This is a genomic window from Nocardioides sp., assembly GCF_014360585.1.
Lineage (GTDB): Bacteria > Actinomycetota > Actinomycetes > Propionibacteriales > Nocardioidaceae > Nocardioides.
The window spans coordinates 1-24,193 of record NZ_JACIXG010000082.1 but is presented as its reverse complement, the minus strand read 5'-3'; the positions used below and the strand labels follow the sequence as shown (position 1 = coordinate 24,193).

General features: G+C 69.0%; 26 protein-coding genes, 1 pseudogene and 1 riboswitch. Of the genes and pseudogenes, 20 read left to right on the top strand and 7 right to left on the bottom strand.

The annotated features are described in order from the left end of the window. Positions 1–144: 144 nt before the first annotated feature. Positions 145–993 (bottom strand): PAC2 family protein, encoded by an 849-nt coding sequence (locus H5T77_RS21095; protein WP_292652577.1) that lies wholly within the window; start codon positions 991–993, stop codon positions 145–147. 163 nt (positions 994–1,156) lie between these two features. On the opposite strand from H5T77_RS21095, the gene metH reads away from it, so the two are divergent. The 3 genes from metH (at position 1,157) to H5T77_RS21080 (ending at position 6,379) form a co-directional block, all read left to right on the top strand. Beyond that, positions 1,157–4,891 carry a methionine synthase gene (gene metH / locus H5T77_RS21090; RefSeq protein ID WP_472850360.1) on the top strand — a complete coding sequence of 1,245 codons (3,735 nt, stop codon included), beginning with the start codon at positions 1,157–1,159 and terminating at the stop codon, positions 4,889–4,891. A 127-nt stretch (positions 4,892–5,018) separates the two neighbouring features. Then, entirely contained in the window at positions 5,019–5,864 is an 846-nt protein-coding gene (locus H5T77_RS21085; protein ID WP_292652575.1) for a hypothetical protein, read from the top strand. Between the two features lie 113 nt (positions 5,865–5,977). Further along, positions 5,978–6,379 (top strand): TIGR03668 family PPOX class F420-dependent oxidoreductase, encoded by a 402-nt coding sequence (locus tag H5T77_RS21080; protein ID WP_292652574.1) that lies wholly within the window; start codon positions 5,978–5,980, stop codon positions 6,377–6,379. On the opposite strand, the gene H5T77_RS21075 is transcribed toward H5T77_RS21080, so the two are convergent. Together H5T77_RS21075 and H5T77_RS21070 are read right to left on the bottom strand one after the other, a co-directional pair. Further along, positions 6,348–7,115 carry a hypothetical protein gene (locus H5T77_RS21075; protein ID WP_292652573.1) on the bottom strand — a complete coding sequence of 256 codons (768 nt, stop codon included), beginning with the start codon at positions 7,113–7,115 and terminating at the stop codon, positions 6,348–6,350. The two genes, H5T77_RS21080 and H5T77_RS21075, sit on opposite strands and share 32 nt — an antisense overlap. A gap of 39 nt (positions 7,116–7,154) precedes the next feature. Continuing rightward, positions 7,155–8,105, bottom strand: coding sequence for a hypothetical protein (locus H5T77_RS21070; protein ID WP_292652572.1), 951 nt, complete (start codon positions 8,103–8,105; stop codon positions 7,155–7,157). A 155-nt stretch (positions 8,106–8,260) separates the two neighbouring features. Here H5T77_RS21070 and H5T77_RS21065 point away from each other — a divergent pair, with 155 nt between their 5' ends. The 9 genes from H5T77_RS21065 to ribH all read left to right on the top strand — a co-directional run bounded on the left by H5T77_RS21065 (position 8,261) and on the right by ribH (position 15,925). After that, complete coding sequence (locus tag H5T77_RS21065) at positions 8,261–8,758, top strand: CBS domain-containing protein (RefSeq protein WP_292652571.1); 498 nt, start codon at positions 8,261–8,263, stop codon at positions 8,756–8,758. After that, positions 8,746–9,582 carry a formate dehydrogenase accessory sulfurtransferase FdhD gene (fdhD, locus tag H5T77_RS21060; RefSeq protein ID WP_292652570.1) on the top strand — a complete coding sequence of 279 codons (837 nt, stop codon included), beginning with the start codon at positions 8,746–8,748 and terminating at the stop codon, positions 9,580–9,582. Before H5T77_RS21065 ends, fdhD begins: the two co-directional genes overlap by 13 nt. 81 nt (positions 9,583–9,663) lie before the next feature. After that, positions 9,664–10,815: a sterol desaturase family protein gene (locus H5T77_RS21055; RefSeq protein WP_292652569.1), complete on the top strand. Its 1,152-nt coding sequence runs from the start codon at positions 9,664–9,666 to the stop codon at positions 10,813–10,815. A 48-nt stretch (positions 10,816–10,863) separates the two neighbouring features. Continuing rightward, positions 10,864–11,505 (top strand): HAD family hydrolase, encoded by a 642-nt coding sequence (locus H5T77_RS21050; protein WP_292652568.1) that lies wholly within the window; start codon positions 10,864–10,866, stop codon positions 11,503–11,505. A 27-nt stretch (positions 11,506–11,532) separates the two neighbouring features. Then, on the top strand, positions 11,533–12,201 hold the full coding sequence (rpe, locus tag H5T77_RS21045; protein WP_292652567.1) for a ribulose-phosphate 3-epimerase: 669 nt from the start codon (positions 11,533–11,535) through the stop codon (positions 12,199–12,201). 50 nt (positions 12,202–12,251) lie between these two features. After that, a riboswitch (FMN riboswitch) is annotated at positions 12,252–12,412 on the top strand. A 93-nt stretch (positions 12,413–12,505) separates the two neighbouring features. Then, positions 12,506–13,591: a bifunctional diaminohydroxyphosphoribosylaminopyrimidine deaminase/5-amino-6-(5-phosphoribosylamino)uracil reductase RibD gene (ribD, locus tag H5T77_RS21040; RefSeq protein ID WP_292652566.1), complete on the top strand. Its 1,086-nt coding sequence runs from the start codon at positions 12,506–12,508 to the stop codon at positions 13,589–13,591. Beyond that, positions 13,591–14,187, top strand: coding sequence for a riboflavin synthase (locus H5T77_RS21035; protein WP_292652565.1), 597 nt, complete (start codon positions 13,591–13,593; stop codon positions 14,185–14,187). The genes ribD and H5T77_RS21035 overlap by 1 nt, the downstream gene beginning before the upstream one ends. Beyond that, positions 14,184–15,446, top strand: coding sequence for a bifunctional 3,4-dihydroxy-2-butanone-4-phosphate synthase/GTP cyclohydrolase II (locus tag H5T77_RS21030; RefSeq protein WP_292652564.1), 1,263 nt, complete (start codon positions 14,184–14,186; stop codon positions 15,444–15,446). The genes H5T77_RS21035 and H5T77_RS21030 overlap by 4 nt, the downstream gene beginning before the upstream one ends. Then, positions 15,443–15,925 (top strand): 6,7-dimethyl-8-ribityllumazine synthase, encoded by a 483-nt coding sequence (gene ribH, locus H5T77_RS21025; protein WP_292652563.1) that lies wholly within the window; start codon positions 15,443–15,445, stop codon positions 15,923–15,925. Before H5T77_RS21030 ends, ribH begins: the two co-directional genes overlap by 4 nt. On the opposite strand, the gene H5T77_RS21020 is transcribed toward ribH, so the two are convergent. Then, positions 15,926–16,141, bottom strand: coding sequence for a TipAS antibiotic-recognition domain-containing protein (locus tag H5T77_RS21020; RefSeq protein ID WP_292652562.1), 216 nt, complete (start codon positions 16,139–16,141; stop codon positions 15,926–15,928). A gap of 366 nt (positions 16,142–16,507) precedes the next feature. Beyond that, positions 16,508–17,113 (bottom strand): class I SAM-dependent methyltransferase, encoded by a 606-nt coding sequence (locus tag H5T77_RS21015; RefSeq protein WP_292652561.1) that lies wholly within the window; start codon positions 17,111–17,113, stop codon positions 16,508–16,510. Positions 17,114–17,613: 500 nt separating this feature from the next. Here H5T77_RS21015 and H5T77_RS21010 point away from each other — a divergent pair, with 500 nt between their 5' ends. From H5T77_RS21010 to H5T77_RS20995, 4 genes are all read left to right on the top strand, one after another. Further along, positions 17,614–18,855 (top strand): HNH endonuclease signature motif containing protein, encoded by a 1,242-nt coding sequence (locus H5T77_RS21010; protein ID WP_292652560.1) that lies wholly within the window; start codon positions 17,614–17,616, stop codon positions 18,853–18,855. A gap of 93 nt (positions 18,856–18,948) precedes the next feature. Beyond that, a complete protein-coding gene (locus H5T77_RS21005) occupies positions 18,949–19,305 on the top strand; it encodes an ArsR/SmtB family transcription factor (RefSeq protein ID WP_292652559.1) in 357 nt (118 codons plus the stop codon). Then, on the top strand, positions 19,302–20,333 hold the full coding sequence (locus H5T77_RS21000) for a cation diffusion facilitator family transporter (RefSeq protein ID WP_292652558.1): 1,032 nt from the start codon (positions 19,302–19,304) through the stop codon (positions 20,331–20,333). The genes H5T77_RS21005 and H5T77_RS21000 overlap by 4 nt, the downstream gene beginning before the upstream one ends. 39 nt (positions 20,334–20,372) lie before the next feature. Beyond that, positions 20,373–20,921, top strand: a complete 549-nt coding sequence (locus tag H5T77_RS20995) for a gamma carbonic anhydrase family protein (protein WP_292652557.1) — start codon at positions 20,373–20,375, stop codon at positions 20,919–20,921. 37 nt (positions 20,922–20,958) lie between these two features. Here H5T77_RS20995 and H5T77_RS20990 read toward each other — a convergent pair whose 3' ends face one another. Both H5T77_RS20990 and H5T77_RS20985 read right to left on the bottom strand, forming a co-directional pair. Continuing rightward, positions 20,959–21,579 (bottom strand): hypothetical protein, encoded by a 621-nt coding sequence (locus H5T77_RS20990; protein ID WP_292652556.1) that lies wholly within the window; start codon positions 21,577–21,579, stop codon positions 20,959–20,961. Next, on the bottom strand, positions 21,576–21,830 hold the full coding sequence (locus H5T77_RS20985; RefSeq protein ID WP_292652555.1) for a helix-turn-helix domain-containing protein: 255 nt from the start codon (positions 21,828–21,830) through the stop codon (positions 21,576–21,578). Before H5T77_RS20985 ends, H5T77_RS20990 begins: the two co-directional genes overlap by 4 nt. A 107-nt stretch (positions 21,831–21,937) precedes the next feature. Here H5T77_RS20985 and H5T77_RS20980 point away from each other — a divergent pair, with 107 nt between their 5' ends. The 4 genes and pseudogenes from H5T77_RS20980 to H5T77_RS20965 all read left to right on the top strand — a co-directional run. Further along, complete coding sequence (locus tag H5T77_RS20980) at positions 21,938–22,201, top strand: phosphoribosyl-ATP diphosphatase (protein WP_292652554.1); 264 nt, start codon at positions 21,938–21,940, stop codon at positions 22,199–22,201. Between the two features lie 9 nt (positions 22,202–22,210). Continuing rightward, positions 22,211–23,095: an ATP phosphoribosyltransferase gene (gene hisG, locus H5T77_RS20975; protein WP_292652553.1), complete on the top strand. Its 885-nt coding sequence runs from the start codon at positions 22,211–22,213 to the stop codon at positions 23,093–23,095. Between the two features lie 46 nt (positions 23,096–23,141). After that, positions 23,142–23,570, top strand: coding sequence for a PH domain-containing protein (locus H5T77_RS20970; protein ID WP_292652552.1), 429 nt, complete (start codon positions 23,142–23,144; stop codon positions 23,568–23,570). Between the two features lie 98 nt (positions 23,571–23,668). Continuing rightward, a pseudogene (locus H5T77_RS20965) lies at positions 23,669–24,193 on the top strand (SGNH/GDSL hydrolase family protein); the annotation flags it as partial.

Sequence of the window (24,193 nt, the reverse complement as noted above, 5' to 3'; positions counted from 1 at the left end):
TGTCGAGACCAACACAGTCCTATCGAGCGCGACAGGGGACTGTGTTGGTCTCGACACGCCTCCGCCTAGCGGCTCCGGCGGCTCGACCAGCGGGGCGGGGCTCCGGCGGCTCGACCAGCGGTGGGCGGGCTCGACCGACGGGGGCTACGAGTCGTCGGAGCGACGCTTGAGGTAGCGCTCGAACTCCCGGGCGATCGCGTCACCGCTCGCCTCGGGGAGGTCGACGGTGTCGCGGGCCTCCTCCAGGGAGCGTACGTAGTCGGAGACGTCCTCGTCCTCCTCGGCGAGGTCGTTGACGCCGCGCTCCCAGGCCTTGGCGTCCTCGGGGAGGTCGCCGAGGGGGATGGAGCACTGGAGCAGGTCCTCGATCTTGTTGATGATCGCGAGGGTGGCCTTGGGGCACGGCGGCGCGGCGACGTAGTGGGGGACCGCCGCCCAGTAGGAGACCGCCGGGATGTCGGACTGGACGCAGGCCTCCTGAACGACGCCGACGATGCCGGTCGGCCCTTCGTACGTCGGCGAGTCGAGCTTGAGCCGGTCGACGAGGTCGGGCTCGGTGGCGGTGCCGGAGACCGGGATCGGGCGGGTGTGCGGGGCGTCGGCCAGGAGCGCGCCGAGAGTCACCACGAGCTGGCCGCCGAGCTCGTCGACGCACTCCAGGATCTCGCCGACGAACTGCTTCCAGCGCATGTTGGGCTCGATCCCGCGAACCAGGATGATGTCGCGGTCGAGATCGGGCGGGGAGCAGACGGCGACCTGGGTGGTCGGCCAGGTGATCGAACGGAAGCCGTTCTCGTCGGTGCCGGTGACCGGTCGGTTGACCTGGTAGTCGTAGAAGTCCTCGGGATCGATCTCGGCCACCACCCGCGCATGCCAGACGTCCATCAGATGGTCAACCGTGCCGGACGCGGCATCGGCCGCGTCGTTCCATCCCTCGAACGCGGCGATCACCACAGGATCAACCAGGTCGCGGGTCTCTTCGATCTCGATCACCTCTCCACCCTAGCCATGACCACCAGTCCGACGGCGTCGTTCACCCTGCGTACACCTCACGAATTCCCACCTGGTGGACTGGCGGTGTCAGGATGCGGAATGAGATGGCGTTGCCCGCACATCTACGCCGTAGCGTGTTTCAGGCAAAGCCGATCACACCAGCATGCACGCCGGGAAGGAACCAAGAGTGAGTCTGCGCCCTGATGTCACCGAGACCCTGTCTGCCACCCTCAAGGAGCGGATCATGGTGCTCGACGGCGCGATGGGCACGGCGATCCAGCGTGACCGTCCCGACGAGGCCGGCTATCGCGGCGAGCGGTTCAAGGACTGGCACGTCGACCTGATCGGCAACAACGACCTGCTCAACCTCACGCAGCCGCAGATCATCGAGGGCATCCACCGCGAATACCTCGAGGCCGGCGCGGACATCATCGAGACCAACACGTTCAACGCGAACGCGGTCTCGCTGATCGACTACGACATGGTCGACCTCGCCTACGAGATCAACTTCGAGGCGGCCCGACTGGCCCGCTCTGCCGCGGACGCCTACTCGACGCCCGACAAGCCGCGCTATGTCGCCGGCACGCTGGGCCCGACGTCGCGTACGGCCTCCATCAGCCCCGACGTGAACGACCCGGGTGCCCGCAACGTCACCTACGAGCAGCTCCGCGACGCCTACGCCGAGGCCACCCGCGCGCTCCTCGAGGGCGGCTCGGACCTGATCTTCATCGAGACCATCTTCGACACCCTCAACGCCAAGGCGGCGATCTTCGGTGTCCAGCAGGTCTTCGAGGACTACGGCCGCCGCTGGCCCGTCGTCATCTCCGGGACGATCACCGACGCCAGCGGGCGCACGCTGTCCGGGCAGGTCACCGAGGCGTTCTGGGATTCCGTACGCCACGCCGAGCCGCTCCTGGTCGGCCTCAACTGCGCGCTCGGCGCGCAGGAGATGCGCCCCTACATCGCCGAGCTCGCCCGGATCTCGGACGCGTTCGTGTCGTGCTACCCCAACGCGGGCCTGCCGAACGCCTTCGGCGAGTACGACGAGGGCCCGAGCGACACGGCCGGCCACGTCCACGAGTTCGCCACCGCCGGCTTCGTGAACCTCGTCGGCGGCTGCTGCGGCACCACGCCGGCCCACATCGCCGAGATCGCCAAGCAGGTCGAGAGCGTCGCGCCCCGCGACATCCCTGAGGTGAAGCCCGCGCTGCGCCTGTCCGGTCTGGAGCCGTTCACGGTGACGGAGGAGAGCCTCTTCGTCAACGTGGGGGAGCGCACCAACATCACCGGCTCGGCGCGGTTCCGCAACCTGATCAAGGCAGGTGACTTCGACACCGCCCTCTCGGTGGCCGCCCAGCAGGTCGAGAACGGCGCGCAGGTCATCGACGTCAACATGGACGAGGGAATGATCGACGGGGTCGCGGCGATGACCCGCTTCCTGACCCTGATCGCCTCCGAGCCCGACATCAGCCGGGTGCCGATCATGATCGACTCCTCCAAGTGGGAGGTCATCGAGGCCGGGCTGAAGCTCGTCCAGGGCAAGCCGATCGTCAACTCGATCTCCCTCAAGGAAGGCGTCGAGTCCTTCGTCGAGCACGCCGAGCTGTGCAAGCGCTACGGCGCCGCCGCGGTCGTGATGGCCTTCGACGAGGACGGCCAGGCCGACTCCTACGAGCGCCGGATCGCGGTCTGCGAGCGCGCCTACCGGATCCTCGTCGACGAGGTCGGCTTCGACCCCGAGGACATCATCTTCGACCCCAACGTGTTCGCGGTCGCGACCGGGATCGAGGAGCACGCGACGTACGGCCAGGACTTCATCGAGGCGGTCCGCTGGATCAAGCAGAACCTCCCGGGCGCCAAGGTCTCCGGCGGCATCTCGAACGTGAGCTTCTCCTTCCGTGGCAACAACCCGGTGCGCGAGGCGATCCACGCGGTCTTCCTCTACCACGCGATCGAGGCGGGCCTGGACATGGGCATCGTCAACGCCGGCGCGCTCGTGCCCTACTCCGAGGTCGACGCCGAGCTGCGTGACCGCATCGAGGACGTCGTGCTGAACCGGCGGCCCGACGCGGCCGAGCGGCTGCTGGAGATCGCCTCCAAGTACAACAGGGACACCCCCGAGGCCGAGGCGAAGGCCGAGGCCTGGCGCGAGCTGCCGGTCGGCGAGCGGATCACCCACGCGCTGGTCAAGGGCCTGGATGCCCACGTCGAGGCCGACACCGAGGAGCTCCGCGCTGAGATCTCGGCTCGCGGCGGCCGTCCGATCGAGGTCATCGAGGGCCCGCTGATGGACGGAATGAACGTCGTCGGCGACCTGTTCGGCGCCGGCAAGATGTTCCTGCCGCAGGTGGTCAAGAGCGCCCGGGTGATGAAGAAGGCGGTCGCCTATCTGATCCCGTTCATCGAGGCCGAGAAGAAGCCCGGTGATGCCGAGACCAAGAAGGGCACGATCGTGATGGCCACGGTCAAGGGCGACGTCCACGACATCGGCAAGAACATCGTCGGCGTGGTGCTGCAGTGCAACAACTACGAGGTGATCGACCTCGGTGTGATGGTCCCGGCGCAGAAGATCCTCGACGCCGCCAAGGAGCACGACGCCGACATCATCGGCCTCTCCGGGCTGATCACGCCCTCGCTCGACGAGATGGTCGGCTTCGCCACCGAGATGCAGCGGGTCGGGCTCGACCTGCCGCTGCTCATCGGCGGCGCCACCACGTCGCGGGCCCACACCGCGGTCAAGATCGACAAGGCGTACGACGGTCCGGTCGTCTGGGTCAAGGACGCCTCCCGCTCGGTGCCGACCGCGGCAGCCCTCCTCGACGCCGGCCGGCGCGAGAAGCTGATGGCCGAGGTCAAGGACGACTACGACTCGCTGCGCGCTCGCCACGCCGAGCGGCGCGAGCGGGTCTCCCTCACGCACGTCCAGGCGAAGGCCAACAAGCCCGAGATCGACTACTCGTTGATGCCTCCGGCGCCGGCGCAGCCCGGGGTGCACACGCTGCTGGACTATCCCGTAGCCGAGCTGCGCGACTACATCGACTGGCAGCCGTTCTTCAACTCCTGGGAGATGAAGGGCCGCTTCCCCGACATCCTCAACAACCCGGCCACGGGTGAGGAGGCGCGCAAGCTCTACGACGACGCGCAGGCGATGCTCGACAAGATCATCGAGGAGAAGTGGATCGAGGCGCGCGGCGTCTACGGACTCTTCCCGGCCAACTCGACCGGCGAGGACGTGGTCGTCTACACCGACCCCTCGCGCGCCGAGGAGCGGGCGACGCTGTTCCAGCTGCGCCAACAGGGCCAGCACCGCGACGGCATCTCCAACAAGTCGATGGCCGACTTCGTCGCGCCGGTCGGCGCGGGGCCCGACCACGTCGGCGCCTTCGCGGTGACCGCCGGGATCGGCCTGCCCGAGCGGGTCATGGCGTTCAAGGAGGACCTCGACGACTACTCCGCGATCATGGTCGAGGCGCTCGCCGACCGCCTGGCAGAGGCGTTCGCGGAGCGGCTCCACCAGCGCGTACGCACCGAGTTCTGGGGCTACGCCGCCGACGAGACCGACGGCTCGCTGACCAACGAGGACCTGATCGCCGAGAAGTACACCGGCATCCGGCCCGCCCCGGGCTACCCGGCCTGCCCCGACCACACCGAGAAGCAGACCATCTGGTCGCTCCTCGACGTCAAGGAGAAGACCGGCATCGAGCTCACCGAGTCGATGGCCATGTGGCCCGGCGCCTCGGTCTCCGGCCTCTACTACGCCCACCCCGACTCGCAGTACTTCGTCGTCGGGCGCATCGGGCAGGACCAGGTCGCCGACTACGCCAAGCGCAAGGGCTGGACGATGACCGAGGCCGAGCGCTGGCTCTCGCCGAACCTGGGCTACGACCCGGAGGACTGAGCCCTGCGTGATGCCTCCGGCTCGTCCTTGAAGACGATACGGAGAGCATCAGCACCCGGTGGTCGCATCGATGTCGAGGTGTGCCACGATCCTCTGCCGGTCGGGGGATGGTGCTGAGGAGCGGTGTATGGGTGCGATGCGAGTTGCCGAGTATCGAGAACGCCTGGAAGCCGGCGGAAGCCTTTCCGTCGGCCTGCATCCCCTGAAGGTTGGGTCTGGCGCGCTCTTCTGGGGCCTCCAGGTCGTCGGTGGCGTCGTCTTCGCAGCCGTCGGGGCGGTCGAAGGGGAGGTCGCGCCGACCCTCGGAGGTGCGGCCTGGGCGCTCTTCATGGGTGCCTTCGCGTGGCTCAGGTATGCCGAGCCCGTCCTCGGCCGCGGCCCAGCATTGAAGATCGCGCCGGAGGGCCTGACCATTCGGCGTTGGCGGGAACCCCTGAGCGTCGCATGGGCCGACGTTCTCGGCCTTAGGAGTCGCGTGGAGCCGGGAGGGATAGCAGATGCCCTGGAGATGCGTCTGTCGCCCGAGGCGTTCGACGCCTACGTGAAGCGATGCACGCCATTCGTACGTTGGTCGCGCATGCGTCTGGACGAGCAGGGGGTGCGGCTCCCGCGTGCATTCAGGCTTTCGATGGCCGAGTTGCTGGCCCTGCTGGACGACGAGATGATCCAGTCGCTCGTTCTAATCGAGCCGCCGTACCAGCTGGAGGTCGGCTGGGGCCTGCCTGGTGGGAGTCCGATGCGCACGAATGCGGGCTGGGTCGTTCCTCTTGACCAGCTCCCGGTCTCCGAAACCATGCGTTCCGCACTGGTCGACTGGAACGAACGTACGCTGCCGATCAATCTCTTGCTGGACGGCGACGACGGCTTCACCGATGAGCTCGAGGCGATGATGGACGCGGTCTCCAGCGAGGGAACGATGCTTGCCCGACAGCTCCAGACCGAGCTGGGTGGTGGGGCACGAGTGAGTTACTGACCTCGCCCCCATGGGCCGGCGGCCACAACGGCCGCCCGGTCGACCTGCGACACGCCGCGAGCAGGTGTGTCGCAGGCAAATTCGTCGCCGCTTGTGGCCGCTAGGGTCGAGGCGTGAGGCATGAGCAGGAGTGGGTCCGGGAGCGGTTCGCGTCGGCGCGGGTCGCGCGGCTGGCGACCGTGGCCGCAGACGGGACGCCGCGGGTGGTGCCGATCGTGTTCGCGGTGGCCGGCGGCATACTCATCACCGCCGTCGACCACAAGCCGAAGTCGACGACGCGGCTTCGGCGGCTCGACGACATCGCGGCGAACCCGCGAGTGTCGGTGCTGGTCGACGAGTATGCCGACGACTGGGACCAGCTGTGGTGGGCGCGCGTCGACGGGGTGGCGAGGGTGCACGAGTCCTACGACCTGGAGCCGCTGGTCGCGAAGTACGCCGACTACCGCGAGCAGGCGCCTCAGGGGCCGGTGATCTCGGTCGAGGTCACTCGGTGGTCGGGGTGGTCGGCTCGGTGACCGGGTCGTCTGCCGGGTTGTCGAGGACAGGATTGTCGAGCCAGGCCGGTGGCACCTGACCGACGCTGACGAGGTTCCAGAAGGCCGTACGCCGGGTGAGGATCGTGACGAGGTGATAGCCGTCGGGGTGCCGGATGAGCACGCCGGCGACCGGCTCGGCCGCAGGGTCCAGGCGTAGCGGGACGACGTGCGCCCAGGTCTCGGTGGCCGGGTACCAGTAGGCGCCGACCGTCGCGCCGTCCCATGAGCTCAGCGCCGCGTTCGCCTCGGCGACCGCCGGCCGGAGCCGGGAGAGGACCTCCTTGGCCGTCATCCCCGCGCGGTCGGAGTGGTCGTAGGCGATGTGGAGCGCGCCGACCGACGTGATCCGTGAGCCACGGTCGAAGGCAGGCGGCTCCCAGCTCTCCAGCGCCGTGCGGCAGCGCTGGCAGTCGTCGTCGCGGCTCCAGTCGACGAACTCGACGTCGTCCAGGCCGAGGTCCTCCCCGCGGCTCGTCACCAGCACCAGCCGCAGCCCGTCGGGATCGCGCAGCGGCAACGGGTTGTGCTCGAGCCCGTCACGAAAGTGCAGCAGTCCGAAGGTCTCGTTGACGCCGATGCGGTGGACGACCGCACCGACCATCCCTTGCCGTCGTGCTTTCGGCGACTCACACCGGACCAGTGCAGGGTCGACCAGGTCGGCGAGCCATTCGACCAGGTCGTCGGTGAGGAGCCGCTCGGCCTCAGCGACCAGCACTCAGAGACCCGTCGACGGGCGTGGCGATGACGGCCCTCATCAGCGCGGCCGCCGGAACGGCCGCAGGATCTCCCCGCTGGGGGACGGACCGCGCGAACGCATCGCCGGCGGCAACGGCGGTGGCATCGGCGGGCGCGCCGGGGGCGCCATCGGCGCTGCGGCGCCGGCCCAGGGGGTGCGTACGTCCAGGACGGTGGCCCACTGGGAGGCGGTCGGGCGGAGCCCGGGAGGACCGGCGGCCTGGTCCATCAGCCGGGTGAGCGGGCCGACCAGGATGCCGGCCTCGCCCGCGAAGCCCAGGTCCGGCCGGAGGGCGGGGGCGACGTTGCGGTTCCCGGTCAGGACGCGGGCGATCGTGAGAGCCAGCTTGAACCGGTCGCTGTCGGCGGTCGGCGGCCGCCCGGCGTTGCTGGGATCCTCCCAGCCGCGGGTGTCGGCGGGCGGCAGGACGCCGTCCTCACCGGCGGGCCGGATCCCGTCGCAGTCGAGCAGCATCACCCGGGGGACCGGAGAGACCGACCAGGCGATGTTGCGCGGCGAGAGATCGCCGAGGACGAGCCCCTGACGGTGCAGCGCATCCATCACCGCCGCCAGCGCCCGCATCAGCAGCACCCGTTCGTAGACCCCCGGCTGCTGGACGTCTCCGGTGTTCACGAGCAGCCCCAGCTCGGCCAGCGAGGTCGTCGGACCGAACCCGGCCAGGAACGGCTCGGCCACGCGCTGCATCAGGAAGCCCGCCGTACGCAGCCCGTCGAAGACCACCGTGTGCGGCCAGGCGGCGAAGTGGTCCACCTGGAGACCCTCGCTCTCGACCAGCCCGCGGATGCGCACCAGCTCCGCCAGGGCACGGCCGTCGACGAGGCCCAGCTCACGGGTCCGGTAGAGCTTCACGACCGTCCCGGGATGGTCGGCCAGCTCGATGATGCGGCCCTGCGAGCCCTGGGCGATATGGCGTCCCAGACTCAGGTCGCTGAGCTGGATCTCGTTCACTGAACCTCCGGGACCAGTCGTAGGGTAGGCAGATCGTACGTGGCCCGGTGATCCCGTGCCGAGTCGACGGTTCAACTGGTGGCACCTGCGTGATGTCAGGATGGTCCCGAGGCAGACTTGGAGATGCCAGCACCGCAGAGAGAACCGAGGACAGCGTGCCGCTCACCCGGATCGGGAAGCCGCCCACCCGGCCCACAGACGGGGTCGAGTACGGCGGCGGGCGGCTGGCGCATGCGCCTGGAGAAGCGACCGTGGCCGACGCCATGGTCCGTCGGCCGAAGCTGCTGACGGCGACAGCGACCAGCAGCGACGTACGCGACCTGTTCCGCGACGACCACGTGCATGCCGCGCTCGTCGTCGACGGTGAACGGCTGCTGACGGTCATCGAGCCGCACGAGGCCGAGGCCTGCGAGGAGGGCGCGGCGAGCGCCCTGGGCACGCTGCAGGGCCGCACGACCTCCTCGGACGCCGACCTGTGGGAGACCTGGGTGCGGATGACCGAGAGCGGCTGTCGCCGTCTGGCCGTGGTCGACGAGGGTCGCTGCGTCGGTCTCCTCTGTCTCAAGCGCAGCGGCCGAGGCTTCTGCTGTGACGCCGGTATCGGGGCGAGGAACGCCCAACACTCACATCTGGAGCTGATATGGGACGAGTGACAGTCGGACGACCGGTGCTGCGGGTGCGCGACGGCGTCGTCTCGCGGCGCCCGGACATGCTGGCCGCCGAGGAGCCGATGGAGATCCGGGTCAACGGACGGCCCCTGACGGTCACGATGCGCACCCCCGGCGGCGACTTCGACCTGGCCATCGGCTTCCTGGTCAGCGAAGGCGTCGTGCACTCCGTCGAAGACGTCGCGAGCGTCCGCTACTGCGCCGGCGCGACCGCCGACGGCGGCAACACCTACAACGTGGTCGACGTCGGCCTGGCCGCGCACGTCCCGCCCCCGGACGCCTCGCTGGAGCGCAGCTTCTACACGACCTCCTCGTGCGGGCTGTGCGGGAAGGCGTCCCTCGAGGCGGTGCGTACGTCCTCGGCATGGTCCGTCGCCGAGGACAGCCTGCGGGTCACCCCCGAGCTCCTGACGATCCTGCCCGAGCGGCTGCGGGAGGCGCAGCGCGCCTTCGACAGCACCGGCGGCCTGCACGCCGCCGGGATCTTCGACGCCGAGGGAAACCTGCTGTGCGTACGCGAGGACGTCGGCCGCCACAACGCGGTCGACAAGGTCATCGGGCACGCGCTGCGCGAGGGCCTGGTGCCGCTGCGCAACAGCATGCTGATGGTCAGCGGCCGGGCCTCCTTCGAGCTCGTCCAGAAGGCCGTGATGGCCGGCATCCCGCTGCTCGCCGCCGTCTCAGCCCCCTCCTCGCTCGCCGTCGACCTCGCCGACGACAACGGCCTGACCCTGGTCGGCTTCCTGCGCGGGACCTCGATGAACATCTACGCCGGCACCGACCGCCTCGAGGCCGTCCCCGTCGGCTGACTGCTCTACGGAGACGTGGCTGGTCGGAAATGAGTACGTGAGCTCACGCCGAGCGGGCGACCGGGTGGCCAGACTGCTGCCATGCCCGACACCGATGCCACCAGAACGCAGCCGCGCATCCTCGCCCTGCTGGGTCACCACCTGCTCGCGCCCGCGAGCTCCTGCTTCCTGGGTGTCCTCAGCCTGGCCACGGTGCTCTGCTTCCACTTCCCGGAGCTGCTGACCACCCGCGAGTTCCGCGCCGTCTACACCGAGGACTTCGCCCGTACGCTGCTCCTGGTCGGCCTGGCCGCCGCCTTCTTCGCCGGCACGATCGCGGTGCTGCGCGACCAGCACAAGCGGATGGCGTTCATCGGTGTCGGCACGGCGACCGCCGCGGTGCTCCTCGGCGGCACCGAGGTCCCGTTCGACGGCTCGGTGAACGACTCTCCGTTCTCGCTCGGTCTCGACTGGTTCGTGCTCGCGCTCTTCTTCTCCGCGCTGGTCTTCATCCCGCTCGAGCACGCCTTCGCCCGCCGGCCGGTGCCGGTCTTCCGGCCCGGCTGGCGCACCGACGCGTGCTACTTCTTCATGAGCCACGTGCTGGTGCAGCTCATCCTGATCCTGGTCACCACCTCGACGTCGCTGGTGGTCTCGACGGTGAAGGTCCCGGGCGTACAGGCCTGGATCGACGGTCTGCCCTTCGTCGTGGCCTTCCTGCTGGCGGTCTTCCTCGCCGATCTCGCCCAGGCGGTGCTGCACCGCTGCTACCACCGGATCATGGTGCTGTGGCGCTTCCACGCGGTGCACCACTCCAGCCCCGAGCTCGACTGGCTCGCCGGCTCGCGGGTGCACTTCGTCGAGACCGTGCTGACCCGCAGCATCGTGCTGCTCCCGCTGCTCTTCCTCGGCTTCTCGACGTCGGTCGTCAACGCGTACGCCGTGCTGGTCGGCATCCAGGCGGTCGTCGCCCACGCCAACCTCGGCATCCGGCTCGGCTTCATCGAGTACCTGATCGTCCTGCCCCGCTATCACCACTGGCACCACGCCCGGCACCTCGACTACTGGGACCGCAACTACGCCATCCACCTGCCGGTGATCGACATGCTGATGGGCTCCTTCAAGCTGCCCCGCGACGGCAGCTGGCCCGAGGAGTACGGCGTCCTCAAGCGTGAGACCGTCCCCGTCGGGATCGTCGCCCAGCACGTCGCCCCGTTCCTCGGCCAGCGGACCTATGACGAGTACGTCCGCTGACGCCTCCGAAAGCGGGCCGGGCAAAGCCGCTGTGGCAGGATTCCCGCCATGAAACCTGCGGCTGTTCTCCTGGACATGGACGGCACTCTGGTCGACACCGAGCCCTACTGGATCGCGACGGAGTTCGCGATCGCGGAGCGCTTCGGGACGACCTGGTCCGAGGAGCAGGCGATGGAGCTGGTCGGCAACGCGCTGATCGAGTCGGCGCGGCTGATCAAGGTGGGCATGGGGCTTCCCCACGAGCCGGAGGAGATCGTCGAGATGCTCCTCGACGGCGTGGTCGAGCGCGTCGAGCGCGAGGTCCCGTGGCGGCCGGGGGCGCGCGAGCTGCTCAGCGACCTGGTCGAGCAGGGGGTGCCGTGCGCGCTGGTGACGATGTCGTACGCCCGCTTCGTCGGTCCCATCCTCGAGCAGCTGCCCGAGGGCACCTTCAAGGTCATCGTGACCGGCGACATGGTGCGCAACGGCAAGCCCCATCCTGAGCCCTACCTCACCGCGGCCGCCGCGCTCGGGGTCGCGGCCGAGGACACCGTCGCGGTGGAGGACTCCAACACCGGTGCCCGTTCCGCCGAGGCCGCCGGCTGCACCGTCCTGGTCATCGAGAACCACGTCCCCGTCGCCCCCGGCGAGCGCCGGGTCTTCCGCGACACGCTCGAGGGAATGACGTACGCCGACCTTGCTGCCCTGTGACCCCTGAGGTCATCTAGGGTGCCTTCCGTGGGCCACATCCAGATCACTCCGTCCATCCTCAACGCCGACTTCGCCGCCCTCGGGGCCGAGGTGGCCAGGATCCCCAGCGCCGACTGGATCCATGTGGACGTGATGGACAACCACTTCGTGCCCAACCTGACCTTCGGTCCGACGATGATCGAGGCGCTGGCACGATCCACCTCGGTGCCGCTGGACGCTCACCTGATGATCGAGAACGCCGACCGCGAGGCCCCGGCCTACGTCGAGGCCGGCTGCGGCTCGGTGACGTTCCACGTCGAGGCCACCAAGGCCCCGGTGCGGCTGGCTCGCGAGATCCGGGCGAAGGGAGCCCGCGCGTCGATGGCGCTCAAGCCGGCGACCCCGATCGAGCCCTACGAGGACATGCTGGCCGAGCTCGACATGGTGCTCCTGATGACCGTCGAGCCGGGCTTCGGCGGGCAGAAGTTCCTCGATCTGGTGCTGCCCAAGATCCGCCGGGCCCGGGCGATGATGGACAAGGCCGGCGTCGAGACCTGGCTGCAGGTCGACGGCGGGGTCTCGCTGGAGACGATCGAGCGCTGCGCCGAGGCCGGAGCCGACGTGTTCGTGGCCGGCTCCGCGGTCTACTCGGCCGCCGACCCGGACGCGATGATCGGCTCGCTCCGGGAGAAGGCCGTCTCAGCCGTCGACGCCTGATCCGGGGTCGTGCCACGCATGTGGCACACTTGTTGGAGACGAGCTTGTGCTCGCGTGCTCTGGGGTCGGTGAAATTCCGAGCCGGCGGTGACTGAGTCCCTCTACCAATTTTGGGGCTTAGAAGTCCGCGACCCGATGGCAGCCAGTCATCGGTTGAGCAGGTGAAACTCCTGCACCGACGGTTAAAGTCCGGATGGGAAGACGCACGCAGCCCGATTCGTCGTGACCACCCTGGTTCCACAGGGCTCGGCGCGATGTCTCGGCCTGACCCCCGGAGTCCGTGAGACGGACCAGAGGGGATCAGATGAAGAGCTTGGACCAGCGTGGCCCGGAGCCGGGAGCGATGCGTCGCGCCTTGGAGCTGGCCGCTGCGATCGGCGCCCCGGGGCCGGCCACCTATCCCAATCCGCGGGTGGGCTGCGTACTCCTGGGGGCTGACGGGTCGACGATCGCCGAGGGGTTCCATCGCGGTCCCGGCACTCCGCACGCGGAGGTGGACGCGCTGGCCAAGGCCGGGGACGCGGCCCGCGGTGCGACCGCCGTCGTGACGCTCGAACCGTGCAACCACACCGGCCGCACCGGCCCGTGCGCGCAGGCGCTGATCGACGCGGGCGTCGCCCGCGTCGTCTATGCCCAGTCCGACCCCAACCCGGTCGCCGCCGGTGGCGCCGCGACGCTGAAGCAGGCTGGCATCGAGGTCGAGCAGGGCCTGTACGCAGCGGAGTCCCGTCACCTCAACCGAGTCTGGACCCGGGCGGCCGAGTTGCAGCGCCCCTACGTCACCTGGAAGTTCGCCACCACGCTCGACGGGCGCAGCGCCGCCGTCGACGGCACCTCGCGCTGGGTCTCCTCGCGCGCCGCGCGGCTCGACACCCACAGGCTTCGGGCGCTGAGCGACACGATGCTGGTCGGCACCAACACGGTCGAGGTCGACGACCCCGCGCTGACGATCCGGGACCCCGAGGACCGGCCACTCGGCGTACAGCCGCTGCGGGTCGTCATGGGGGAGCGCGACCTTCCTGAGGACCGCCGGATCTTCGATACGCAGGCGCCGTCGCTGCAGCTGCGCACCCGCGACCCGCGCTCGGCGCTGGGCGAGCTGTGGAAGCGGGAGCGCCGCCATGTCTTCCTCGAGGGCGGGCCGACCCTGGCCGCGGCGTTCCTGGAGGAGGGCCTCGTCGACGAGATCGTCGTCTACGTCGCCCCGTTCCTGCTCGGTGCCGGGCGCTCGGCGGTCGCCGACCTCGGGATCGACACCATCTCAGACGCCTTCCGCCCGCGGGTGCGCTCGGTCGACGTCCTCGCTCCCGCTGCCGAAGGCGAGGAGCCCAACGTGCGCTTCATCTTGGAACCACACAGCATCTTTGAACCACAGAAAGGGGAGCAGTGATGTTCACCGGGATTGTTGAGGAGCTCGGCACTGTCGCCGGGATCGAGGACCAGGGCGACGCCGTACGCCTCACCATCACGGCCGAGACGGTGCTGTCGGACGCCGAGCTGGGCGCCTCCATCTCGGTCAACGGCTGCTGCCTGACCGTCGCCACGCTCGGGGAGAACGAGTGGACCGCCGACGTGATGCTGGAGACGCTCAAGCGCACCAGCCTGCACACGATCTCGGCCGGTGACCTGGTCAACCTGGAGCGGGCCGTCACCCCGTCCACCCGGCTCGGCGGCCACATCGTCCAGGGCCACGTCGACGGTGTGGGGCGCATCGTCTCCCGTGAGCCCAGCGAGCACTGGGAGGTCGTCACCATCTCCATCGAGCCCGAGCTCGCGCGCTACGTCGTCGAGAAGGGCTCGATCGCGGTCGACGGGATCAGCCTCACGGTCGTCTCCGTGACCGAGGACGCGTTCACGGTCAGCCTCATCCCCGAGACCCTGGCGCGTACGTCGCTCGGGTTCCGGGCCGTCGGCGACGAGGTCAACCTCGAGACCGACATCATCGCCAAGCATGTCGAGAAGCTTCTGGGAGGAGTGCGGTCATGACGCAGGAGGAACAGTACGCCGGTGTCCGGCTGGACCCGGTCGAGAACGCGATCGCCGACCTGGCGGCCGGGAAGCCGGTCGTGGTCGTCGACGACGAGGACCGGGAGAACGAGGGCGACCTGATCTTCTCCGCCGAGCTGGCCACCCCGGAGGTGATGGCGTTCTCGATCCGCTGGTCCTCCGGCGTGATCTGCGTGGCGCTGCCGGGGGAGCGGCTCGATGCTCTCGACCTGCCCCCGATGACTCGTGTCAACGAGGACCGCAAGCAGACCGCTTACGCGATCTCGGTGGACGCTCGCGAAGGGGTCTCGACCGGTATCTCTGCGGCTGATCGGGCGCGCACCACGCGCCTGCTCGCCGGGCCGGGCTCGGTGGCCGGTGACCTGACCCGGCCGGGCCATGTCTTCCCGCTGCGCGCGCGTGACGGGGGAGTGCTGGTGCGGGTCGGTCACACCGAGGCCGCCGTCGACCTGACCCGGCTGGCCGGCCTGGAGCCGGCCGGTGCGCTGGTCGAGCTGGTCAACGACGACGGCACGATGCAGCGCGCGCCGCAGCTGCGCGAGTTCGCCGACGAGCACGGTCTGGCGATGATCTCGATCGCCGACCTGGTCACCTACCGGCGGCGTACGGAGGTGCTGGTCGAGCGTCGCGCGGTGACACGGCTGCCCACCGAGTTCGGTGAGTTCACCGCGTACGGCTATCTCACCACCGACGACGAGGTCGAGCACGTCGCGCTGGTCCACGGTGACATCGGCGGGAACGAGCCCGTGCTCGCCCGGGTGCACTCGGAGTGCCTGACCGGGGACGTCTTCGGGTCGCGGCGCTGCGACTGCGGGCCGCAGCTGCGGGAGGCGCTCGCGCGGATCGCGGACGCCGGGTGCGGCGTGGTTGTCTACCTGCGCGGCCACGAGGGCCGCGGGATCGGGCTGCTCGCCAAGCTGCAGGCCTACCAGCTCCAGGACGGCGGGCGGGACACCGTCGACGCCAACCTCGACCTCGGGCTGCCCGCCGACGCACGGCACTACGGTGCCGCCTCGCAGATCCTGCGCGACCTCAAGGTCGACTCGGTGAAGCTGTTGACCAACAACCCTGAGAAGGTGAGTCATCTGGAGGCGTACGGTGTCGAGGTCGCCGAGCGGGTTCCGCTCACTCCGCGACCCAACGAGCACAACCTCGCCTACCTGCTGACCAAGCGTGACCGGATGGGTCACGCGCTGCCTGATCTGTCTGAGCCGAAACTTTCCGAGGAGAACCGATGAGTGGCAAGGGAGCCCCTACGCCCGAGGTCGTCGACGCGAGCGACCTGCGAGTCGCGGTAGTGGCGGCACGCTGGCACGACGAGGTCATGGCCGGCCTGCTGAACGGCGCCGAGAGGGCACTCAAGGAGGCCTCCGTCGGCGGTCTGACCGTCGTCCGGGTGCCCGGCGCCTTCGAGCTCCCGGTCGCCGCGGCGGCGCTGGCCAAGTCCGGCTACGACGCCATCGTCGCGCTCGGGGTCGTCATCCGCGGCGGCACCCCGCACTTCGACTACGTCTGCTCGGCTGCCACCGACGGGCTGAACCGGATCGCGATCGACCACATCATCCCCGTCGGTTTCGGCCTGCTGACCTGCGACAACGAGGAGCAGGCGCTCGATCGGGCCGGGCTGGAGGGATCCCGCGAGGACAAGGGCTACGAGGCCGCCGCGGCCGCCATGGAGACCGCGCTCGCCCTGCGCGACTGCGTGCGCCACTACTGATCAGCGCCAGGTGGCCAGGGCGGGGTCGATGCCGTCGGCTCTCGCAGCTTCGTCGACGGTCTGGCGGAACCAGCTCGCCAGACCGTCACGGATGCCGTCGTAGTGGGCCGCGAAGCCGGGGTCTGCCTCGAACATCCGTCCGAGGCAGACCTGCATCTGGCGCGTGATCGGGAAGAAGCTGCTGAAGATCACCCGGGTGCGCTCGGGCGTGATCACCTCGATGTCGCGGGTGTTCCAGTACGCGTCGCGTGGCCCTTCGACGCCGTCGGCTCGGTGAGCTCGGGCCCGCAGGGACGAGCAGCACGTCCTGGAACATCCAGCGGCGCAGGTGCACCACCTGTCCAGGGACGCTGAACAGCTCGATGAACCCGAGCCCACGAATCCAGAAGTCCGTCGAGGCGCCGAGGTCGGTGCACGGAACCGTCAGGAACTGAGGCATCCCGTAGATCCCGCGAAACGGCTCCGGGGCCACCACGTCGGGTCCCGGCTTCGGCACGGGGCTGACCTCGAATGCGTCGTAGTAGTCGCTCATGGGAGGAATCGTTCAGCCTCACGCCGCGTGAGGGTCAAGCCGACCGGCGATCAGGCGATGAGTCTTGCGACCAGGTCGCCCGGCCGGCGTGCGCCCTGATCCTGCCTCGTCGACGTGCGCTCGACGACGAAACCGTGCTCGGCGAGCAGCTCTTCGAGCGCTTTTGCCGACCAGTAGTAGGCGGTGTGCACGGCGTGGTCGAACGCCTCACCGGGCTCGCCGTCGAAGTAGCCGATCAGCGCCGAACCGCCGGGGGAGAGGACGCGGGCGAACTCGCTCAGGATGGCAGGCAGGTCGGTGGGCGGGGTGTGGATGATCGAGTACCACGCCAGGATGCCGCCGACCGAGTGGTCCTCCAGCGGGATCGCGGCGAGGTCGGCCTGTTGGAAGGCGATGGCCGGGAAGCGTTCTCGGGCTGCTTTGATGAACTCGGCGGAGGCGTCTAGGCCAACTACTTCGCGTACGCCTTGGGCTGTGAGCTCCTGGCTCCAGTGGCCGGGGCCGCAGCCAGCGTCCAGGAGGCGGCCGGTCGTGGTGTCTCGCCAGGTGGTGATCGTGTCGCGGTCTTGTTCTGCGAGCTGGTCGATGGTTCCGATGAGGTCGATGTATTCGGCTGCGCGGCTGTCGTAGGCGGCGGCGATGGTGGTGGTGGGCATCGTGGTCAGGGTAGCGGGCTTCGCTCGCTGGCCGCCTGCGTGTGGGTTGGCTGGATGTGTGCCTGTTTGGTCTCGTGTCTGGTTCCAGCACGGGTGGGGCCAATACGTTGTCTGGGTTGGGAGATTTAGAAGCAGGGTGTCTGGGCTGGGTGCCATTTGGCTGTCTTGCGGGCTTCCAGCAGCGGTCTGAGTTGGGTTTGGGATACCCGTCCCTGATTGGGTTTTCGGTCGTTTCGTTCCAGGTTTCTCGTGCCTTTCGGTCCATAATATGTTATGGTGGGGGTAGGCGTGAACGTGAAGGCCGACCACCTCGACAGAGGCGTGCCTCTCAGCCCAGGAGACAACGGGTGTGGGGTATTCCAGGGGATCCAGGGGCGTGAGCGCTGAGCTGCGAGGGTAAGTAATAGCCCGTACTGACGGGCCTCCGGGACCAGCGAACCAAGCAGGGATCTGCATCAGCAGAAGTCCCCTTTGAGTTCGTACGTCGGGAGGTGATCGAGATGACCGCACTGCAGCAGCCCCAGCATCCTGTGCTGGGGGCCGTGGTCGCGATCACCGACACCCTGGACCAGGTCGCGGACGCGAACCCCTCGTTCATGGCCACCGACCAGAAGGCCGCCACACTCGTCGAGATCGCCCGGGCCAAAGCCCAGCTGGCGGAGCTCGAGCTACGCGTGATGGCTGCTGCCGATGACGTCGCCGTCGATAGCGCGGCCCGCGACATTGCCGCGTGGCTGCATCACGAGACCCGCCAGCGCCCCGAGGACCTGCGTGCCGATCTCCGGCTTGCGCACGCTTTGGATCGGACCTATGGCCGGGTTGCTGCTGCGATGCGCGCCGGGGACTGCAACCTTGTCCAGGCACAGGTGATTGTCGCTGCTCTCGATGATCTTCCCGCTGATCTCGACCCCGAGATCAAGGACCGGGCCGAAGAGGCCCTGGTCGGGCACGCGACTCAGTTCGATCCCGCCCGGCTGCGTCGCCTGGGGCGCCGGATCCTGGATGTCATCGCCCCCGAGATCGCCGAAGCCGAGGAAGCCAAGCGGCTCGCGGCCGAAGAGGCCCACGCTAGGAAGAAGACTCGGCTCACGATGCGCAGGGTCGGGGACGGCACCACTCGGATCTCGGCGGTGGTCCCGGACGCGGCTGCGGACCGGTTGGCGACCAATCTGGAGGCGTTCGCCTCACCGCGGCGCGATGACGGCGCCCGTACCGAGACCGGCGACTACCTGCCCTATGCCCGCCGGCTCGGGCGGGCGTTCTGCCAGATGCTCGAGACTTTGGACCCGGCAAGGCTTCCGATCCATGGCGGGGATGCGACCACGGTGATCGTGACCATCGACCTCGACCAGCTCCGCAAAGACACCGGCATCGGGCAGATACTCGGCGGCAGCCCGATCACCGCAGCCGAAGCCCGCCGGCTGGCCTGCAACGCAGGCATCATCCCCGCCGTCCTCGGCGGCGCCTCCGAGGTCCTCGACCTCGGCCGCCTTCAACGGTTCTTCACCGCCGCCCAACGCCGAGCCCTCCTACTCAGATCAACCACCTGCGAAGCGGAGGGTTGCGACATCCCCGGCACGTGGGCTGAGGCTCATCATTGGCTCGCCTGGGCACTGGGTGGACCCACCGACCTCGACAACGCCGCCCTGCTCTGCTCCCATCACCACCACCGCGCCCACGACCCCGCATACCTCCACGAGCGCCTACCCAGCGGCGACATCCGCTTCACCAGACGCACATAAGCCGACGACCGCGACGGTTCCCACAGCACGGGCCGGGCAGCCGCGTCTTGGACTGGCGTAGTGCTGGCATGCCGAGCCACCTAGAATTTGCGCATGCATGCAAATACGCAACCTCCGGTCTGGGGGGACGATGTGGTCACCCTCGCTGTCGAGGTGCTGAGGATGTTGGCTGATCCCACTCGCCTTCAGGTGGCGGGGTTGTTGCTGGACGAGGAGCGGTCGGTCTCGGAGCTTGCCGGCATGTTGGACAAGCCGGTGCCGGGGGTCTCGCAGCATCTGGCGAAGATGCGGATGGCGCGCTTGGTGACGACCCGCAAGGAGGGGACCTCCGTGCTCTATCGGGTCGAGAACGGGCATGTGCGCCAGCTGGTCCTCGACACGATCGGTCACGTCGAGCATCTCCTCGACCAGGTGCCGGCGCATCACCGGTCAGCTGAGGAGCCGGCATGACCCATACGCTGCACGATCACTCACGCGACCATGCCCACGACCATGGCCATGATCACAGCCACGACCATGTGCACATGGGGCGGTGGGCCAAGGTCCGGCATGCGGTCTCGGACGTGTTCGGGGCGCACTCCCATGATGCGGCGGACCAGGTCGACGAAGCGCTCGAGGCCGACGTACGTGGCCGGCGGGCGTTGTGGATCAGCCTCGGTGTCCTTGCGCTGACCGCCGGTGTCCAGGCGGTCGTCGTGACCTTGACCGGGTCGGTGGCTCTGCTGGGTGACACGCTCCACAATGTCGCGGACGCGCTGACGGCGGTGCCGCTGCTCGTGGCGTTCTGGCTTGCCCGGCGTCCGGCGAACGACCGCTTCACCTATGGGTACGGTCGGGCCGAGGACCTCGCCGGTCTCTTCGTCGTCGCGATGATCGCGTTGTCCAGCATCCTGGCCGGCTGGGAGGCGATCGACCGGCTCTTCCATCCGCGCGAGGTCGAGCACGTCTGGGCGGTCGCCGCGGCCGGCGTGGTCGGGTTCTGCGGCAACGAGCTCGTCGCGCGCTACCGGATCCGGGTGGGGCGGCAGATCGGCTCGGCGGCCCTGGTCGCGGACGGGCTCCACGCTCGTACGGACGGCTTCACCTCGCTGGCCGTGGTCCTCGGTGCTGTCGGGGTCGCGGCCGGGCTGCCCTGGGCCGACCCGGTGGTCGGGCTGCTGATCTCCATCGCGATCCTCGGTGTGCTGCGCTCGGCGCTCAAACAGGTCGGCGCGCGGTTGATGGACGCCGTCACCCCCGAGGACGTACGCAGGGCGAAGGCGGCGGTGAGCACCGTGGACGGCGTCCTCGAGGTCCGCAGCCTGAGGCTGCGCTGGATCGGTCACACCCTCCATGCCGACGGCGACATCGTCGTGCCCTCGGACCTCCGCGTCTCCGCCGGTCATGACATCGCCCACCATGCCGAGGAGCACCTCCTCGAGGTGCTGCCCCGGCTCACCAGCGTCGTCCTGCACGTCAGTCCCGAAGGAACGCACTGACGCCTGCCTCTAGGCCGAGTACATCTAGGCTCTGGCCTGATGAACATCTTCGAATTCGACGGCAAGAGTCCGCAGATCCACCCCGACGCCTGGGTGGCGCCGACGGCGACGCTGATCGGTGACGTACGCCTCGGGCCGGAGGCCAGCGTCTGGTACGGCGCCGTGCTGCGTGCTGACATCGGGCCGATCATCATCGGCGAGGGTTCCAACGTGCAGGACAACTCGGTGCTGCACGTACGTCCGGGCTCCTCCCTCGAGCTCGGGGCGCACAGCACGATCGCTCACGGGTGCGTGGTGCACGGGGATCGGATCGGGACCGGGTCGCTGATCGGCAACGGCGCGGTCGTCTCCGATGCCGTGGTCATCGGTGACGGCTGCCTGATCGCCGCCGGTGCGATGGTGGTCGAGGGGACCCAGGTGCCCGACCACAGCCTGGTGATGGGCGTGCCGGCCAAGGTGCGCGCCACGATCGAGCCCGGCACCAACCCGGCGGCGATCCTGGAGCTCAACGCGCCGGGCTACGTGGCCCTCATGAAAGAGCACAGTATGAAGCTGCACCGTGCGACCGTACGCCCGGTTCAACCCTGACCCTGAAGTTGAGGTTGAGGGTTGTGATGGTTGAGGGTTACGCAGCACCGCAGGCGACGCAGTGGAGCGAGCCGACCCGGCGGTCGGCCTCGCAGGCAGAGCACGGGGCGATGGTCTCGCGACCGCAGCCCTCGCAGTGCTTGCCGCGGACCGGGTAGCCGCAGTAGGGGCAGTCGCCCTTGCGTACGCGCATGGCGGGGATCCGCTTGGCCAGGAGCCGCTGGACCGCGACGAAGACACCGACGGTCGCCACCGCGCCGAACAGCGACAGGATGAGCGGGCCGAAGTCGGCGTACTCGAAGGTGTAGTGGAAGGCGAAGACCAGGGCCATGATCACCCCGGTCGCGGCGAGCGCGAAGCCGAGCGGGAGGAAGCGGGAGCCGCTGCGGCGCAGCCGGTAGAGGACCCAGAACCCGATCAGGCAGAGCAGGATGATGAAGCCGAGCCGGATCCCGATCTGCATCGCCTCGTGGCCGGCGATCTCGCACGGCATCACGCCGTCGTTGCACTTGTCCCAGTCCATGTGGCGCGGCCACCAGCCGGCCACCTTGATGTAGAACCACACGGTGCCGACGAGCAGGAAGGCGGTCAGCGCGACCGCCAGGAACCGCTCGGTGCGGGTCGACTCGACCTCGTCGGCGGCGATAGGGGTCTTCATGGCGTGCTCCTGTGGGCTCTGGTGCGGGGGTGGAAGCCGACCTCGAGGCGGCAGTCGAGAGCGGCGGCCACCCGGAGGAGGGTGTCGATCTTGGGTGGGCGGGAGCCGGACTCCAGTCGGGCGATCGCCGACTGGGTCGTGCCGCAGAGCTCGGCGAGCTCGCGCTGGGACAGGCCCCGCGCGATCCGGTGCTCGGTGACCTGGGCGGCGATCCCGACGTAGAACGCGGTGTCCTCGTCGTCGGTGCTCATGAGGCCCAAGATATCGCAGTGCTGCTATGCCGGTCCATAGCAGGACTGCTATCGATTCGGTGAGACGATTCGGGGGCGGGGCAGCGTACGGCCTAGGCTTGGCGCTTGTGAAGACGTTCGACGAGCTCTGGGCCGAGCTGAGTGAGAAGGCCCGGACCCGACCTGCAGGATCCGGCACCGTGGCGCAGCTCGACGCCGGGGTCCATGCGATCGGGAAGAAGCTGGTCGAGGAGGCCGCCGAGTCCTGGATGGCGGCCGAGTACGAGGGCAAGGAAGCGACCGCGGAGGAGATCTCCCAGCTGCTCTACCACGCCCAGGTGCTCATGCTCGCCAGCGGAATCTCGATCGACGACGTCTACTCACACCTCTGAGGGAACTCCATGAACTCCGAAAGCCCCAATCTGCAGTCGACGACCCGCCCGCTGCGGATCGCGGTGCCCAACAAGGGCTCGCTGTCGACCTCCGCCTCCGAGCTGCTGCGCGAGGCGGGCTATCGCCAGCGCGACGACACCAAGCTCCTGACCCTCATCGACGACGAGAACGGTGTCGAGTTCTTCTACCTGCGTCCGCGTGACATCGCGCTCTACGTCGGCGAGGGCACCCTCGACATCGGCATCACCGGCCGTGATCTGCTCCTGGACTCCGGCGCCAAGGCCGACGAGGTCATCGGGCTCGGCTTCGGCCGCTCCCGGTTCCACTTCGCCGGCCGCGCCGGCGCCTTCACCGCGATCGAGGAGCTCCGCGGCAAGCGGATCGCGACCTCGTACGTCGGGGTCGTCTCCGACTTCCTGGAACGTGAGGGCATCGACGCCAGCGTGACCCGCCTGGACGGCGCCGTGGAGACCTCGATCCAGCTCGGCGTCGCCGACGCCATCGCCGACGTGGTCGAGACCGGCTCGACGATGCGGCAGGCCGGCCTGGAGATCTTCGGCGAGCCGATCATGCGCTCCGAGGCCGTGGTGATCACCCGGTCCGGTGCGCAGCTGCCGACGGAGTACGAGACGTTCAAGCGCCGTCTGGACGGCGTCCTGATCGCGCGCAGCTACGTGATGATGGACTACGACATCCGTGCCGAGTTCCTCGCCGAGGCCTCCGCGATGACCCCGGGTCTCGAGGGACCGACGGTCAGCCCGCTGCACCGTGAGGGCTGGGTCGCCGTCCGCGCGATGGTGCCGCGGGCGGGTTCGCAGAAGCTGATGGACGACCTCTACGCCGTGGGCGCCCGAGCCATTCTGCTGACGGAGATCAATGCCTGCCGGATCTGACCCTGCCGAGCCTGCCGGACCCGAGCCTGGCCGAACGGACCTGCCGGTGACGCTGCCGCACACATGGCGTCCGCTGGGCGTCCGCGTGATGGCCTGGTTCCTCGTGGCCGCGCTCGGAGTGATGTGCACGATGGTCTGGGTCGGCTTCACCCCCGAGATCAAGGCCCAGGTCACCATGTTCGAGCGTCTCACCTTCGGGGCTGTGGGGCTCGGGATCGTGGTCTGCGTGCACGCGCTGACCCGGTCGCGAGTGGAAGCTCGCGAGGACGGCCTCACCGTCGTCAACGGCTACAAGCGTCGTGACCTGGAGTGGGCCGAGATCCTCGCGATCAACTTCCCCCGGGGCGCGCCGTGGCCCAACGTCGATCTGGCCTCCGGCCACAACATCTCCGTCCACGGCATCCAGGCCTCCGACGGCGCCTCGTCGAAGAAGTCCGTGCGGACGCTGCGGACACTGGTCGACCAGCTCTCCTGAACGGTGCAGATGACCGTCCGGCGAACCGCGCGCGACGCTTCCCCCAATCCTGAGAAGATCGGCTGACCTGCGGCGACGGCTGGCCTAGCGTGCTCTCTGTGACCTCTACGTCGTGGACTCGTCTCGCTGCTCCCGGGCTCGCTCTGAGCGCCGTCATCGCACTCGTAACCCTGGCCCCGGCCGAGGCCGCGCCGGTGCACCCGGTCGGCACCTGGGGTGCCTCGGCCGACCTGGTGGGGACCGGCGCAGTCGGTCTGGCGGACCGGTCGGTGCGCAACCTGGTGCACACCTCGCTGGGTGGCTCCGGCGTACGCATCACCCTGTCCAACGCGTTCGGCGACCGTCCGGTGACCTTCTCCTCGGCACACCTCGGTCTGGCCGGGGACGGGGCCGCGGTGGTGCCCGGCACAAACCGGCCGCTGACCTTCGGGGGCGCCGACGAGGTCACCGTCGACCCGGGCACCGAGGTGCTCAGCGACCCGGTGGACGCGACGGTGCGGGCCGACACGACCCTTGCGGTGAGCTTCCACGTCGTCGGCGAGAGCGGCCCGATCACCGGGCACGACGTGGCCACACAGACCTCCTACGTCTCCGGGACGGCCAGCGCGGACGTGGCCGGCGAG

Bases quoted from the DNA above. Each gene is read 5' to 3' on its own strand.
- H5T77_RS21035 (WP_292652565.1), top strand. From the start codon at position 13,591: ATGTTCACCGGGATTGTTGAGGAGCTCGGCACTGTCGCCGGGATCGAG.
- hisG (WP_292652553.1), top strand. From the start codon at position 22,211: ATGAACTCCGAAAGCCCCAATCTGCAGTCGACGACCCGCCCGCTGCGG.
- H5T77_RS21010 (WP_292652560.1), top strand. From the start codon at position 17,614: ATGACCGCACTGCAGCAGCCCCAGCATCCTGTGCTGGGGGCCGTGGTC.
- H5T77_RS21055 (WP_292652569.1), top strand. From the start codon at position 9,664: ATGCCCGACACCGATGCCACCAGAACGCAGCCGCGCATCCTCGCCCTG.
- metH (WP_472850360.1), top strand. From the start codon at position 1,157: ATGCACGCCGGGAAGGAACCAAGAGTGAGTCTGCGCCCTGATGTCACC.
- H5T77_RS21085 (WP_292652575.1), top strand. From the start codon at position 5,019: ATGGGTGCGATGCGAGTTGCCGAGTATCGAGAACGCCTGGAAGCCGGC.
- fdhD (WP_292652570.1), top strand. From the start codon at position 8,746: ATGGGACGAGTGACAGTCGGACGACCGGTGCTGCGGGTGCGCGACGGC.
- H5T77_RS21000 (WP_292652558.1), top strand. From the start codon at position 19,302: ATGACCCATACGCTGCACGATCACTCACGCGACCATGCCCACGACCAT.
- ribH (WP_292652563.1), top strand. From the start codon at position 15,443: ATGAGTGGCAAGGGAGCCCCTACGCCCGAGGTCGTCGACGCGAGCGAC.
- H5T77_RS21050 (WP_292652568.1), top strand. From the start codon at position 10,864: ATGAAACCTGCGGCTGTTCTCCTGGACATGGACGGCACTCTGGTCGAC.
- ribD (WP_292652566.1), top strand. From the start codon at position 12,506: ATGAAGAGCTTGGACCAGCGTGGCCCGGAGCCGGGAGCGATGCGTCGC.
- H5T77_RS20985 (WP_292652555.1), bottom strand. From the start codon at position 21,830: ATGAGCACCGACGACGAGGACACCGCGTTCTACGTCGGGATCGCCGCC.
- H5T77_RS21005 (WP_292652559.1), top strand. From the start codon at position 18,949: ATGCATGCAAATACGCAACCTCCGGTCTGGGGGGACGATGTGGTCACC.
- H5T77_RS21030 (WP_292652564.1), top strand. From the start codon at position 14,184: ATGACGCAGGAGGAACAGTACGCCGGTGTCCGGCTGGACCCGGTCGAG.
- H5T77_RS20990 (WP_292652556.1), bottom strand. From the start codon at position 21,579: ATGAAGACCCCTATCGCCGCCGACGAGGTCGAGTCGACCCGCACCGAG.
- H5T77_RS21015 (WP_292652561.1), bottom strand. From the start codon at position 17,113: ATGCCCACCACCACCATCGCCGCCGCCTACGACAGCCGCGCAGCCGAA.
- H5T77_RS20995 (WP_292652557.1), top strand. From the start codon at position 20,373: ATGAACATCTTCGAATTCGACGGCAAGAGTCCGCAGATCCACCCCGAC.